Source organism: Novosphingobium sp. (assembly GCF_036803765.1).
Taxonomy (GTDB): Bacteria; Pseudomonadota; Alphaproteobacteria; order Sphingomonadales; family Sphingomonadaceae; genus Novosphingobium.
In genome coordinates this window covers 76,115-89,990 of the sequence record NZ_DAIRTS010000016.1, presented here as the reverse complement: position 1 = coordinate 89,990, position 13,876 = coordinate 76,115, and the positions used below count along the sequence as shown (strand labels likewise).

The window sequence follows — 13,876 nt, the reverse complement described above, 5'->3', positions numbered from 1 at the left end:
AAGCGGCATATATGGACGAGGCCCCACACGGTCAACACCGATTTTTCCACAAGCCGCCCCAAACATCCCAAAACCCAGCTGCCATCGGCACTTTTACATGGCACTTTTGTGAAATCGCACGGGAACGATCTGGCGAATCAGTGTTCACCACTGTCCGAAACAGGCCCTCCCCCGGCCCCTCCCGCAAGTGGGAGGGGAGAATCAGGGCCGGAAAACTGCGCAAAAGAAAAACCCCGCAGCGCGAGCTGCGGGGTTTTTCTTTTGGTCTAGGCTCGAGGATCAGGGCTGAGCGCAGTCCAAGTCGTAGAAGCGCATGATCTCGCGCCAGGCTTCCTCGGCGGTCTCGACCGGCGTGAACAGCTTGAGGTCCTCGTGGTTGATCACCCCCTCGTCGGCGATCGCCTCGAAGTCGATGACCTTGTTCCAGTAATCCGCCCCGAACAGCAGCACGGGGATCGGCTTCATCTTGCCGGTCTGGATCAGGGTCAGCAGCTCGAAGAATTCGTCGAACGTGCCGAAGCCGCCGGGGAACACCGCCACGGCGCGGGCACGCATGAGGAAATGCATCTTGCGCAGCGCGAAGTAGTGGAACTGGAACGAGAGGTGCGGCGTGACATAGGGGTTGGGCGCCTGCTCGTGCGGCAGGACGATGTTGAGCCCGACCGAATCGACGCCGACGTCATCCGCGCCGCGATTGGCGGCTTCCATGATCGAGGGACCACCGCCCGAGCAGACCACGAACTGGCGCTTGCCGTCCTCGACCACGCCGCAGGTCGATGCGTAGCGCGCCAGCTTGCGGGCTTCCTCGTAATACTTCGACTTGGCGACGAGCCGCTCGACCACCGCCTTGCGTTCGGGCGTGGTCGCCGTGGCGAGGGCCGCCTCGGCTTTCTCGGGTGCGGGAATGCGCGCCGAGCCATAGATAACCAGCGTCGAACCGATGTCCGCTTCCTCGAGCAGCATCTCGGCCTTGAGCAGTTCGAGCTGGAACCGCACCGGGCGCAGTTCCTCGCGAAGGAGGAAATCGGTGTCGCGGAACGCCAGCTGATACGCCGGATCCTGCTGCTGCGCGGTGGTCTTGGGGTGGCTTTCGACGAAGCCGGCTTCCTGCTCGGCCTTGTAGAACTTGCGATTGCGCAAGGTGTTGAGTTCTTCTTCAGTCATTCCCGGAGAAATGGGGGTGCGGGACCGTCTTGGCAAGTCCGCAGACTATGGGCCTGCACCCCCCGGGAATGAGCAACCGCGATCAGAGCAGCGCCGAGACCAGCATCTGCAGCGCCGCGCCGTAATAATCGTTGGCGAGGCCGAGTGGCGGGGCGGTGCCGATCAGCTTGTTGGCGATCGCGGCGCCGCCGTTGGAGATGGCATACTCCGCCCGCTGACCGGTGGCGAGGTCGATCCAGGCGGGGATCGGCTGCCCCTGCGCCAGGCACTGCCGCCAGAAATTGGCGACCGGCTGCGCCAGCCCCGCGCGATTGCCTGCCATGGCGTAAAGCGGCACGCGGATCGCATCGAACCCGAACCGGGGATCGTGATTCGGCGCGAGCGCATATTGGCCCGGGCCGGCGATCTCGATCCAGTCGGCCGGCAGGCCATAGGGGCCGAACCGCGCCTGGCTGACGATCATCGTGCAGTCGTCGGCCAATTGCTGCCAGGCGCCCTGCCCATCCCATTCACTGAAGGCGCGGAAGGCCGGCCAGATGAAATAAGCGGGATTGACCACGACCCGGCCATTGGCGGTGAAGCCGTCGAGGCCGGGCAACAGCAGTTTCATGCCGAAGCGATCGACCACGAGCCGCTTGCGGATCGCAGCCCGAATCTCGGTCGATTGCGAGCGCCACGCCGCCACGCCCCAGCGCTGGCCTGCACGGCCCAGCGCCCAGGCGATAAGGATGTCGCCGTCGGTCGCGTTGTTGCGATCGGGGATGTGGCTGAACCCGTTGGGCTCGTATTTCCACGCATGCAGCGCGACGTCGTTGCGCCGGAGGGTCTCCTGCGTCCACTTCGCCATCAGCTCGAACGCGGCGCGATCACCGGCGTGATAAGCGAGCAGCATGCCGTAGCCCTGCCCCTCGCTGTGGCTGATGCCGCCATTCTGCGGATCGACGACGCGCCCCGAGGGATCGAGAAAGCGGGCCTTGAACGTCTCCCACTCGCTGTTGCCGACCATGGCCTTGCTCTGCCGCGAAGGGGCGCAGGCGGCGGTCAGCGCCACCAGCAGCCCGAAGCCGAAACCGCGCCGGTCGATGTCCGCGCTGCGCACGGCACCCGATGCCTCGCCGCCGTTCCCGGCGGACCCACGTTCAACGACCATGCCGGATTTCAAGCGTGCGATCGATCCAGCGGGCACTGGTGCCCAATGCGCGGCTGCTACCCATCATGCGGAACCAGGTTTCGTACGTGCCCTCCATCAAGGGGGGCAGGAGCTGCTTCCACGGAGTAGCGATCTCCGCCTCGGTATCGGGATAGAGACCGTCGTGGCGCACCACGATCGCGCTGTCCTCGACCGTGACCACGGCGCTGCCCCAGCCGAGCGCGGCCCAGAGCGCATTGATGCGCGCCGTCATCGTGCCGAGATCCTCGACGTCGTCGAGCGGCACGACCGCGGCGATGCGGTGACCGACCGCGACGTAGAAGCCATGGCTCTGGTCCTCGCTGGCGGCGCTCGCCAGCTCGCGCGCGATCATCGCGACGAGGAAGCTGGCGCCGGCGGGCGGGCTGGCCCGGAAGGCTCCCGACATGCGCGGGACCTGCGGATCTTCGTACATCACTTCGTTGCTCCCAGGCTTTGGCGCAGGCCGATGGTCGAGCGGAGCTCGTCGTAGCTGCCAAAGGTGTTGTAGCTGGCCTCGCCGCCGATGCGCGTCGACGGGCCGATCTGGTAATAGAGCGAACCCGCGGCCGAGAGCGCGAAGCCGGTCTTGCTCAGGCTGTCGTAGCGGGCACGCACGTCGCTGTTGTTCACCTTCAACCCGTCGAGCTGGGCCTGGCGGGCCGTGTCGATCGGATAGAGCGCCACTGCATCCTGGTTGTAGCTCTGGTAGCCCGGCGTGACGCCGGCCTTGAGCGCGAGCTTGTCCTTGTCGAGCGTGTAGCTGACCGGGAAGCTCACCGAGAAGAAGCTCTGCGGGCTGAAATAGCCGCCGTGGCCATAGGTGAAGTAGTTCTGCGGGTTGCGGAACGCCTGGTAGTTGACGTTCACCCCGGTGGTCAGGCGCGAATGCTCGGTCTGCATGACCTTGAGGTAGCCGCCGGCATTGGCCTCGATCCCGCGGTTATGCGCCACGCGCGTGCCGCGATAGGTGTTGTAGGCGACGCTCGCATAAGCGCCGTTGCCGTCATGGTCGACCGAAAGGCCGGCGCCGCCGCCAAAGCGCATGACCTGACCCCAGGTGATCCCGGTGACCGGATCACGCGTGCCGGCATAGGAGATGATGCTGTCGGTCACCGGGCGGCGTTCGATCCAGGCCTGCGCCTGCGCACCGTTGCCGAGCGAGGGCGTGACCGCGAGACGGCCCGAGAACTTGGTCTTGCCCATGCCGATCGGGGTGGTACCGGCGTCGAACTGCACGGTCTTGCTGTCAAACCCGGCGCTGAGCGCGACGCCCGACTTATGCTGCGTTTCGGTCTGGACCAGCGCCGAGGGCTGCTTGTTGACGATGGCCTGCGCCTCGATCGTGGCATTGGTGCCGAAGCGGGCGAGGCCCGAGCCGGTGGGCCGGCCGGAGTCGATCACCACGGCCTCGGCGCGCGCCTTGACGCGGCCGCCAATGAAGCCGGTCGAGAGTTCGGCCGAGCCGCGGATGTCCTGCAGGGCGGACAGGCCGGTCTCGCCCTTGCGCTCGCGATACGAGGTGGCGAGATCCGCGCGCGGTCCGCTTTCACGGGTCAGGCCGCTGATGTCGTTCTGGATCTTGGCCATGACCGGGTCGAGCGGCTCGCCGCCGGGCAGCGGCGCCATGCCGCCATAGCCGGCCTGGCTGCTGCGGCCGGCGAAGGGATTGTCCGATGCGCCGGGATAGGCCTGCGCCGGATAGGTCTGTGCCGGGTACTGGCTGTCGAACGGTTGCGCCTGATACGGCGCGGCCTGGTAGGGTTGGGCTTGATAAGGGGCCGCCTGATACGGGGCAGCCTGATAGGGTGCTGCCTGGTAAGGCTGGGCCTGATACGGGGCAGCTGGATAGGCCGGTGGCGCCTGGTAGCCCTGGCCCTGATAGCCTTGTTGGGCGGGATAGGTCTGCGCCTGCGCGGGATAGGCCTGCGCCTGCGGGTACGCGTCGCCATAAGCCGCCTGCTGGAAGCCCGACGGCGCCTGGCCGGCAGCAGGGCGGTCGAGCGCGGCCGGCGTCGTATAGCTGGCGGGGGCATAGCCGCCATCGCCTGCGCCGGACGACTGGCCGAAGGCCGGCTGCGGCAGCGTCGCGCTCATCCGCGCGATCGGTGCCGGGGCATAAGCGGAAGGGGCCATGCCGGGGGCATAGCTCTGTTGCGGCAGGCGTGTGCCGTTGCCCAGGGCGAACGGGTTGACCTGCGGCTGCTGCACCATCTGCTGGTCGCGGAACGGATTGCCGGTGGCGACCGCTGCGGGCGCGCCGCCGAACGGGTTGCCGCCGAAAGCCGGGACCGTGGCGCCGGGCTGGCCGGCGTTCTGCCGAGCATAGAGCGCGCGCGCTTCCTTGAGCAGGCGCACCGCGGTCGACTTGTCGCCACGCGATTCGGCCACTTGCGCCAGCGACATGCGGACCTGGTAGTCCTGCGGGAACAGGCGTAGCGCACGTTCGGACGCGTTCTGCGACAGCTCGCGATCGCCCGCCGCCTGCGCCGTCTGGGCAAGGCCGATCAGCGCGTCGCGGTCTCGTCCCTCGCGCGTCAGGACGATCTGGTAGGTCTGCGCTGCGCGCGAGGCCATGCCACCCGACTGGTAGAGACGCGCCAGCGCCGAGAGGATTTCGAGGTTGTCGGGCGCCGCACCCCATGCGCCGCGCAGGGCGTCGAATGCCTGGGCGTACTGGCCGGCGGTGCGCAGGCGGTCGGCCTGGCCGACGGCGAGGCCGGCGGACATGCGCGCGAGCTGGCGCTGGCCATCGGGCGTGGCGTTGCCGAGCGAAGCCGCCTTCTGCAGGGCGGCACGGGCCAGGTCGTCGCGCCCGGTCTTGGCGAGAACCCGCACGACGGCGTCGTAGCCGTCGAGGTCGGAGATGTCGCCGTTCATCGCGGCCTGCGCGAACTGGCCGGCACCAGCCCCGTCGCCGAGGTCGAACAGCGCGCTGGCGATGGCGGCGCGGCGGGCGGCCGGCAGGGTGGTGATCGTGCCCAGCTGGCGCAGTGCGGCAATGGCCTGCGGACGCTGGCCGTTGGCAGCCATGGCCTTGGCGCGCTCGATCGCGCTGTCGGTCTTGATCGCGATGGCGAAGTTGCGCATCGCCGGGCTGCGCTGGGTTTCGGGCACGCGGTCGATCAGCCCCTGCGCCGCGGTATTGCGGCCGAGGTCGCTGTCGATCATCGCCGCGGCATAGAGCGCATCGGGATCGCTCGACTGTGTGAGCGAGCCGATCAGCGATTCCGCCTCGACGCTGCGGCCATGGCGGATGAGGAAGCGCGCGAACTCGTAGCGGATCCATGGGTCGCTCTGGTCGACCATCAGGCCGCCCTGGAACTCCTGTTCCGCGGTGATGTCGTCGCCGCGCGACATCGCTGCCAGTGCCCGGCCGCGGGCGGCACGGCTCTGCAGGCGCTGGTCGGTCTGCGGTCCGCCCTGCTCGCCCGCCTGGCGATAGAAGTCGGCCGCGTCGGCATAGCGCCCCTGGCGTTCGTAGATGTCGGCGAGCAGCTCGAGCGCGAGGGCCTGCTGCGGATAGCCCGAACGGACCAGCGCCTCGGCCTTGGCCTGGGCCTGGTCGACCTGCCCACGCGCGACGAGCGCGCGCGCTTCCTCGATGCCCGAGAAGAACCGCGCGGCCGAAAGCGCCTCGGACCAGCGATCGGGGTTGGGCTGGCGGGCCGCCTTCTCAAGCAGGTCGCGCGCTTCGGTGAAGCGGCTCTGGCGCAAGCGAACGATGCCCAGACCGCCGAGCGCATCGCCGTCGTTGCGATTGACGCCGAGTGCCTTCTGGAACCGCGCGGCGGCGCCGTCGAGATCGTTGTCGTCGAGGGCGTTGAACCCGGCCATGCGCTGCTTGCCTGCGGTATCGGCCGCACGCTGCTTGGCCGGCGCGGGCGTGGGGGCAGGCTTGGCGCGCGCGACCTGGGCAGGGCGCGGTGCCGGCGCGGGCTTGGTCACCGCGGGCCGCGTCGGCGCTGCGGCGCTGCGCACCGGTGCCGCCGCCTTGGCCGGGGCTGCGGGCGTCCCGCCCTGGAGCAGGCGGCGCGCCTCGGCATTGGCGGGATCGAGCGCCAGCGCACGGCGCAAGGCCTGGTCCGCGAGGTCGTTGCGGCCCTTGCCCTTCCAGTACGCACCCTGCTTCACCAGCGCCTGGACACCCGGCACTTCGGCGAAGGCCACGTCAGGGATCGCCGCCGTGGTGGCGGAGGCCATCAGAACCGTAAGGGCTGCTCGGCTGATCGTGTGAGGCGCGGACATCTCATTCATCCTTGGCGGCAAGGCGCTGGCGGGCGTGACGACGGAAGTAGGCGTAGGCAGGACCGGTCAGGCCCAGGGCGAGAATGATCGTACCGAAGGCCATGAGCAAGGGGCGCTGGCTGAACCAGAACGCGATCTTCATCCAGATCGGCAGGCTGCCCACCCAGTAAGTGCTACCCATGGCGAAGCTCGACATGCCGTCGCCCGTCGAGACCGAGAGATCGCCCTGAATCTGGGCGTTGATCTTGGTGTCGGCCATGCCCTCGACCAGGTCGGGTAGCGCGGCCGCGTCGTCGGCGATCAGGCCCACGACCGTGCGGTTCGAGGAGAACGGCGACTGCGCGCTGACGATGCCCGAGAAGCCGCGGGCCGCATGGATCATCGGCTCGACGTCGCCCTCACTGGTCAGGCCGCGATCGCTGAACAGCGCCGTCACGTATTGCAGCGGGCTCTTCTCCGCGACCTTGAGGCCATTGCCGGTCCAGCGCAGCGGCGAGTTGGCGAAGACCCCGCCGGCCCCGACCATCGCCGAGCTGCCGATGACGAGGATGTCCTGCTCCTGCAGCCGGTCGGGATTGATCGAGTCGGCCACGGTCACGCCGGTCGCGGCGACGCCGGTGCTGTCACCGAAGCGGCCCATCACGTCGAGGAAGGCCTGGACCGCCGCGGGCGTGGGGTTGCGGCTCATCAGCACGGTGGTCTCACCCAGGTCCGGGCGGATCGTGAAGGGATAGCCGGCGCCCGCGAACGTCGCGAGGTCGGGCATCTCGAGCGCGTGGTAGGCGTGGCTGAGATCGATCGTCGAGGACGGGTCGATCGCGACGCGCACGTTGTCGGGCAGCGTGCCGGTGCACTTCTGCTTGTCCGCCAGGATGAGATTGTAGTCGAAGACCATCTCGTTCTGGCCGAACAGGTTGTAGCGCGGCAGGGTCAGCGTTGCGCTGCCGTCGAAGCTCTTGGCCCCGGCGGCGCCGAACCAGTCGCTCCACCAGCTGCCGGCCAGCGGCAGGGTCTTGAGGAACTGGCTGTTGATCGACACGTCGAGGCGCGAGGCCTTGCGGTCCATCCACTTGGCCAGCGGATAGCGATAGGTGAGGTTGAGCGTACCACCCTGGCGCGGCCAGAAGAACAAGTCGGGCGCGACGCGGAAGCGCGCGGTGAGCGGCCCCGGCGGCAGGCCGAGGCCCTGGAGCGCATAAGGCTCCATGATCTCGCCCAGCTTGACCGCGTGGTCGGTGGTGATCCAGCGCGGCGCGCTGTAGCGCGGGTAGCTCGGGATGCGGGCGCCGTCGAAGTTCATGCGCGCGCCGCCGAACACGCCGCGCCCGGCCGAGACCGAGGCCGCCGCGGTGCGCAGTTCGGCATCGTCGCGACCCATGATGACCAGCAGCGTGCCGAACGGATCGCGCGGGTTGCGGATCACGGCAGCCGAGGGGCCGGTCGCCTGGAGATCGGTGCCCGGCAGGCTCTGCCCCGACTTGAGGAAGGCGATGGCGTTGCCGGTGGGCAGCGCGCCGAACATCGGCTGGAACGAGAAGCCGCGATAGCTGGCCATGCTGCCCAGCCACGAGGCCATCGCCGCCGCCGCCTCGAGCTCGCCGTGATGCGGCTGGCCGGCGAAGACGAACGGCATCTTGAGCGTGGTGTTGGCGGCCTTGTCGAAGAACGGCCCGGGCAGGCGCGACAGGTCGGGCACGTTGGGCAGGCTCTGCACCGTGAGGTCGAGCCACGAGCGCGTGTTGCTGACGTTGGCCCAGAGCACCGAGTTGAACGGGTCTTCGCAATCGCGCGCGTAGTGGCCGATCAGACGCAGGTTGAGCTGGTTGTCACCGGGCAGGAACAGCGCGGGGTTGATCGGCAGGTTGAGCACCTGGCCGCCCGAGTCCTGCGGGCGCAGCGGCACGGTCTGGACGACCTCGCCGTTGACCAGAACGACCAGCTGCGACAGGTCGCCGAGCATGGCCGGCGACCAGGCGAGCTGAAGCGTGATCGAGGCATCGGTCACGACCTGGTTCTTGCGCACGCCGAACGGGATCGAGATTTCGCCGCGCGTGCCCTGCAGGCGCACCGCGTCGCGGATGCGCAGGTCCTTGAGCGTCAGCCGCTCGTGCTGAACACCGCTGCCGACCGAAGCGGTGACAGCGGTGGCAGCAGCGGCAGCCGGTGCGGCGAGGGCCGGTGGCGGCGCGAGCAAAGAGCCCAGGACCGGCACCGCGAGAACCAGTGCGGCCGCAGCGGCCATGGCCTGGCGCTTCTTGGCCTTCTTTTCCTTCTTGGCGATGGCGGCCTCGGCCTTGGCCTTCTCCTCCACCGCGCGGGCGGCGACCTTGGCTGCCTCGGCCAGGCGCCGGGCTTCCTCGCGGGCGCGCTTGCGTTCGTTGAAGTTGAGCAGGAACATGCGCTTGATGGTCATGGCATCGACGGCCAGAATTCCCTTGATCGACTTGAAGCCGGACACGATCGGCGGCGGCGCCTTGCGCTGCCAGGCGTCGGCACGGCCGAGCACGGCGCGGACCAGCCGGCGCTGGGCCAGCGTGTCAAGGCGCTGGTAGCGCACGAAGGCCTTGCCGGCAGCGCGGCGCACGGTGTCGACCGGCACGGCCAGGCGGTCGTCGCCCATCGCCAGCACGATGTCGGTGATCGGCGCATCGCCGGTGGGCAGTTCCTTAGGCAGGCTGATCGCGGCGCCGCCCATCGAGATGTCGATGGTGGTGCCGTCGACCACGTGGCCCGAGGCGAAGTGGACCGCGACCGGCAGCTGCGCATCGACGCGGATGGTCTGGCGGGCCTGGCGGGTTTCGCGCGCCACCGAGACCGCGCCGGTCAGGATGATGAGGCTGAAGATCGCCCAGGCGACGTTAAGCGCCAGCGTGTCGAGCTGCACGTTGAACAGGTGGGGGAAGAAGATGCGCTTCACCACCGCCAGCACGATGCCGAATACGATCAGGCCGATGCAGATGAGGTGCGGCTTGACGATCGCCCAGTCGAAGAACGTGCGGTCGAGCAGGTCGCCCTTGTCGGTCACGTTGAACTTGCCCTTACGCGGGTTGAACCAGGTCATGACCGTGGGCGCGACGAGGTGGAAGGCCAGGATCGTCTCGTAGATCTCGCCCCAGAACGGGCGGCGTTCACCGGCCTGCGAGCGTTCGCTGGTGACCTGCGAGCAGAACAGGTGCGGCGCGGCGTAGGCGAAGATCAGCGAGGCCGAGGCGGCGATGATGTTCTGGCCGAAGATCAGGTAGGCGAGCGGGCTGGTCAGGAAGCAGATCCGCGGCAGCGGAAACTGGAAGTGCAGCATGGCATTGAGGTAGCACAGCCGCTGCTGCCACTTGAGGCCGGGCCCGGTCAGCGGGTTCTCGATGCGCAGGATCTGCGTCATGCCGCGCGCCCAGCGGATGCGCTGGCCGATGTGCAGCACCAGGCGCTCGGTCGCGAGGCCAGCCGACAGGCGCGCGCTGATATAGGCGGTCGACCAACCGGTGCGCTGCAGCTTGAGCGCGGTGTGCGCGTCCTCGGTCACGGTCTCGCCGGCGAAACCGTTGGTTTCCATCAGCGCCTCGCGGCGGATGACCGCGCAGCTGCCGCAGAAGAAGGTCGCGTTCCACAGGTCGTTGCCGCCCTGCACCGGGCCGTAGAACAGATCGCCCTCGCCCGGCATGTCCTTGGCGGTGGCCAGATTGCGCTGCACCGGATCGGGCGAATAGAAGAAGTGCGGCGTCTGCATCAGCGCCAGCTTCTCTTCCTTCTGGAAGTAGGCGACGGTGAGCTGCAGGAAGGCGCGCGTGGGCACGTGGTCGCAATCGAAGATCGCGATCAGCTCGCCATCGGTCTTCTTCATCGCCGCGTTGAGGTTGCCCGCCTTGGCGTGCAGGTTGTTGTCACGCGTGATGTAGCCGCAGCCCGCCTCGCGCGCAAAGGCGCGGAATTCGGGGCGACGACCGTCGTCGAGGATGTAGACGTTGAAGCGGTCGTGCGGGTAATCCATGTCCATCGCGGCGAACGTGGTGTTGCGCACGATGTCGAGGCTCTCGTTGCACGTCGGGATGTAGACGTCGACGGTCGGCCAGGTATCGGGTTCGCCCTCGATCTCGATCACCGGGCGGTTGAGCGGCCAGGTGGTCTGGAGGAAGCCCAGGATCAGCAGGATCCAGGCGTAGAGCTCGGCGAGGTAAAGGCCGGTGCCGAACAGGAATTCGAGCGGCGTGCCGAAGGCGAGCGTCTGCGTCGTGCGCCAGAAGATGTAGCGCGTCGAGGTGATGATCGCGAGGATGCCGATCGCCAGCGAACCCTTGCGGGTCTTCCAGCGCGACAGCGCCATCATGCCCACGATTGTGCCGCCCGCCAGCATCCACTGCTGCTTGAGGTCGAGCGGAACGCCGATCACGACGATGGCGATCAGACCGAGCATCACGAAGGTGCCCAGCCGGAACAGCGTGGCCGGTTGGCGCAGCAGCCGGATCATGCGGCGCGATGCCTGGTGTCGTCGTCGCTCGTGCCGAGCGCCGCGGGGTCGTCGAAGAACTCGACGTCGAGATCCTCGTCGTAGAGGTCGGCCAGCAGCGTGCTGATCTCGCCGCCAAGCTTGATGGTGTCGGCCAGCGCGGCGCTGTGCGGTGCATAGCGGCCGAGCGACTTGAGCATGGCGCAGGCCTCGGTCACCGCCTCGTCGCGGCGCACCTGGCCGAGCAGGCGCTCGCCGAGCAGTTCGCGCAGGAAGCCCATCGAGTGACGGGCGAAGCGGCGCGTGTCCTCGACCATGCTGAGCACGAAGAAGGTCTTGGCGATCCCTGCGTCGGTGATGCCGGGCAGCATCATCAGGCTTTCGGCCGTCGCGGTCAGCGGGCAGATCTCGAGCAGGGCGTGCGGCAGCAGCATGTCGCGCAGCTGGCTGTCACCCGCGGCGATGTCGGCCACGAAGACCTTCTGGCCCGAGAAGCCGAACTCGTTGCGCGCAAGACCCTCGGCGAAGTCGCTCTGGCGGGAAAGCGCGGAGGCATCGCGCAGTGCAACGCCCTGGACCGAGGCGCTGGCGGTTTCGTCCGACGGAGCGTCGAGCCCGGGCAGGCGCTCGCCCGGACCCATGCCGAAGTGCAGCTGCAGCGTTCCGTTGCGGTCGAAGTCGAGCGCGGTCACGTCGTGCCCGGCGCGCGAAAGCGCGATGGCCGTGGTCGCGGCGAGGAAGGAATTGCCGGTGCCGCCACGCGGGCTGTGGAAAAGGATCAAAGGCATCAGTCTTCTCCACCCTCGACGGCATCGGACAGGCGCTGCAACAGCGAGCGGATGTTCTGGGCACGTTCGGGGCGACCGTAGCGGCCGAACAGCGTGGAAGCCGGCGGCGGTGCCTCGGCGGTGAGATCGACGCTGCGCGGGCGTGAGGGCGCGGGCCGCGACATGGCGTCAGTGCGGGGTTCCGGGGCGCGGGCTTCGGGCTGTGCCAGCGGCATGACAGGCTCGGGCACCGGCGCTGACTTGAAGACCGGCGCGGGCTGCGCCTGGGGCGCGGGCTGGCGCAGGCTGTCGCCCGGCGTCGCCGCCTCGATCATCGCGGCCTCGTCCTGCGGCATGACCCGTCCGTCACGCAAGAGCGCCTCGAAGATGGGCCAGCTTTCGAGATCGGCGAAACGGTCGACGAACTCGCGATAGCGAAAATCGCTCCGTCCCAGCCTTTCCAAAAGGATCTTAGCATCAGCCCGCATCGTGCCACCCCTCAGCATTCACACCGCAGACCTTGCAGACATTGGTTAACAAATGCCTTCTACCTACGCAAAATCACTTGGGAAGCCCCGATTTTTGGGGTTTTCGGAATCGTTCCCACGGTTCGTGCGTAAATTTGTTGCGACGCAACGATTTGGACTCGCGATTCCAGCCGGGCCGCGAATCACTTTCCGGGAATGAGTCGGTAGGGAACCATGTCGCGCTCGGCCGGATCGACCGCAATCGAGCGGTCGCTGGGCGGAAACGCCCGCTGGTCGCAGGCATCGCGCGGACAGGTCCGGCACGAGGTGCCGATGCGCGTCACCGCCTCCTCGCTGCGCAGGTTGAGACCGTCAGCATAGACAAAGTCCCGCGCCAGCGCGGCCTCGCACCCCAATGCCACGGCATAGCGGCGCGGCGGGCGGTAGTAGGAGCCCGAGGGCTTCACCAGGCCCTTGGCGATCGAGACGTAGCGCACGCCATCGGGCATCTCGGCCAGCTGGACGTGAATGCGGTCCGGGATAGCCACGGCCTCGTGCACGATCCACAGCGGGCAGGCGCCGCCATAGCGGCCGAACTGCAGGCGCGTGGCGGAATGGCGCTTGGTGATGTTGCCCGCCATGTCGACCCGGCAGAAGAACACCGGAATGCCCCGCGCCTGGGGGCGCTGCAGCGTGGAGAGGCGATGGCAGGCCTGCTCGAAGCTGGTGTGGAACGGCTGGCGCAACCGGTCGACATCGTGGCGCAAGGTGCGCGCGGCCTGGCGGAACGCCTCGTAGGGCATGATCAGCGCACCGGCAGCATAGTTGCCCAGGCCCACCGCGAGCAGGTCGCGCGCCGCATCACTGCGCAGGGTGGCCGCCCCGGCGATCCCGGCGATCGTGTCGGCCAGGGCCAGCGCGCAGACCTGGTAGGCGATCTGGAACCGGCTCGATTCGAGCGGCTGGTTGGAATCGAGCGTCAGCACGCGGCGCTCGGCATCGAACTGACGCACGGGCCCGCCCCCGCGCCAGAGCACACGCACGCCCTCGCCGGCCAGCCACTGCTCCATCTGCGCGATATCGGGCGACGGCTCTCCCGCGCCGATGCGCGCCGCCAGATCCTCGGCCCCGCGATCGAGCGCATCCACGTAGTTGTTGGCCTGGTGGAACCAGTCGCGCACTTCTTCCCATGGCAGGCGCCCGCCGGCGGCGAGGCTGGTGCCGATGGTCTCGTCCATCATGTCCAGCCGCTGGCGGGCGCGGGTATAGAGCCCATGCAACTGCACCACCTGCCGCGCGAGATCGGGGAACTGGCGCGCCAGGCGCTCGATCTGCTCCCCTGCAGGAGCGGCGGCAAGCTGGGGATCGCCAAGCGCCGCGCGCAGGGTTTCGGCAAGGTCGTCGACCGCGGGCGGCGCAAGGTCCGCCCAGTCGACCGGGAAGGCGCTCGCCAGAGTGTCTGCCAATGCCGCGGTGAGCGAGCGCTCGTCGTTCTCGAGCTGTGAGAGATAGGACGCGCTGATCCCCAGCGCCGTCGCCATGTCCGCCTGGCGCAGTCCGCGACGATGGCGCAGGGCGCGCAGGGCCTGACCGGCGAAGAGCGAGCGACGTACCATGGCGC

At 68.3% G+C, this 13,876-nt stretch carries 8 protein-coding genes; all 8 read right to left on the bottom strand.

What is annotated here, in order from left to right; all coding sequences use genetic code 11:
* Window positions 1–279: 279 nt before the first annotated feature.
* The gene (locus V7Q48_RS12070) at window positions 280–1,164 is read right to left on the bottom strand and encodes an LOG family protein (protein WP_333838412.1); all 885 of its coding nucleotides are present in this window, start codon (window positions 1,162–1,164) and stop codon (window positions 280–282) included.
* An 82-nt stretch (window positions 1,165–1,246) separates the two neighbouring features.
* On the bottom strand, window positions 1,247–2,314 hold the full coding sequence (locus tag V7Q48_RS12065; protein WP_333838411.1) for a glycosyl hydrolase family 8: 1,068 nt from the start codon (window positions 2,312–2,314) through the stop codon (window positions 1,247–1,249).
* Window positions 2,304–2,768 carry a cellulose biosynthesis protein BcsD gene (bcsD, locus tag V7Q48_RS12060; protein WP_333838410.1) on the bottom strand — a complete coding sequence of 155 codons (465 nt, stop codon included), beginning with the start codon at window positions 2,766–2,768 and terminating at the stop codon, window positions 2,304–2,306. The genes V7Q48_RS12065 and bcsD overlap by 11 nt, the downstream gene beginning before the upstream one ends.
* Window positions 2,768–6,580: a cellulose biosynthesis protein BcsC gene (locus V7Q48_RS12055; protein ID WP_333838408.1), complete on the bottom strand. Its 3,813-nt coding sequence runs from the start codon at window positions 6,578–6,580 to the stop codon at window positions 2,768–2,770. The genes bcsD and V7Q48_RS12055 overlap by 1 nt, the downstream gene beginning before the upstream one ends.
* A 1-nt stretch (window position 6,581) precedes the next feature.
* A complete protein-coding gene (bcsA, locus tag V7Q48_RS12050; RefSeq protein ID WP_333838406.1) occupies window positions 6,582–11,042 on the bottom strand; it encodes a UDP-forming cellulose synthase catalytic subunit in 4,461 nt (1,486 codons plus the stop codon).
* Window positions 11,039–11,809, bottom strand: a complete 771-nt coding sequence (locus V7Q48_RS12045; RefSeq protein ID WP_333838405.1) for a nucleotide-binding protein — start codon at window positions 11,807–11,809, stop codon at window positions 11,039–11,041. Before V7Q48_RS12045 ends, bcsA begins: the two co-directional genes overlap by 4 nt.
* On the bottom strand, window positions 11,809–12,276 hold the full coding sequence (locus tag V7Q48_RS12040) for a hypothetical protein (RefSeq protein ID WP_333838404.1): 468 nt from the start codon (window positions 12,274–12,276) through the stop codon (window positions 11,809–11,811). The genes V7Q48_RS12045 and V7Q48_RS12040 overlap by 1 nt, the downstream gene beginning before the upstream one ends.
* Before the next feature lie 182 nt (window positions 12,277–12,458).
* A complete protein-coding gene (locus V7Q48_RS12035; RefSeq protein ID WP_333838403.1) occupies window positions 12,459–13,871 on the bottom strand; it encodes a helix-turn-helix domain-containing protein in 1,413 nt (470 codons plus the stop codon).
* Window positions 13,872–13,876: the final 5 nt, after the last annotated feature.

Excerpts from the sequence above, each read along its gene's own strand:
- V7Q48_RS12070 (WP_333838412.1), bottom strand. The coding sequence starts at position 1,164 with ATGACTGAAGAAGAACTCAACACCTTGCGCAATCGCAAGTTCTACAAG.
- V7Q48_RS12055 (WP_333838408.1), bottom strand. The coding sequence starts at position 6,580 with ATGTCCGCGCCTCACACGATCAGCCGAGCAGCCCTTACGGTTCTGATG.
- V7Q48_RS12040 (WP_333838404.1), bottom strand. The coding sequence starts at position 12,276 with ATGCGGGCTGATGCTAAGATCCTTTTGGAAAGGCTGGGACGGAGCGAT.
- bcsA (WP_333838406.1), bottom strand. The coding sequence starts at position 11,042 with ATGATCCGGCTGCTGCGCCAACCGGCCACGCTGTTCCGGCTGGGCACC.
- V7Q48_RS12035 (WP_333838403.1), bottom strand. The coding sequence starts at position 13,871 with ATGGTACGTCGCTCGCTCTTCGCCGGTCAGGCCCTGCGCGCCCTGCGC.
- bcsD (WP_333838410.1), bottom strand. The coding sequence starts at position 2,768 with ATGTACGAAGATCCGCAGGTCCCGCGCATGTCGGGAGCCTTCCGGGCC.
- V7Q48_RS12065 (WP_333838411.1), bottom strand. The coding sequence starts at position 2,314 with ATGGTCGTTGAACGTGGGTCCGCCGGGAACGGCGGCGAGGCATCGGGT.
- V7Q48_RS12045 (WP_333838405.1), bottom strand. The coding sequence starts at position 11,809 with ATGCCTTTGATCCTTTTCCACAGCCCGCGTGGCGGCACCGGCAATTCC.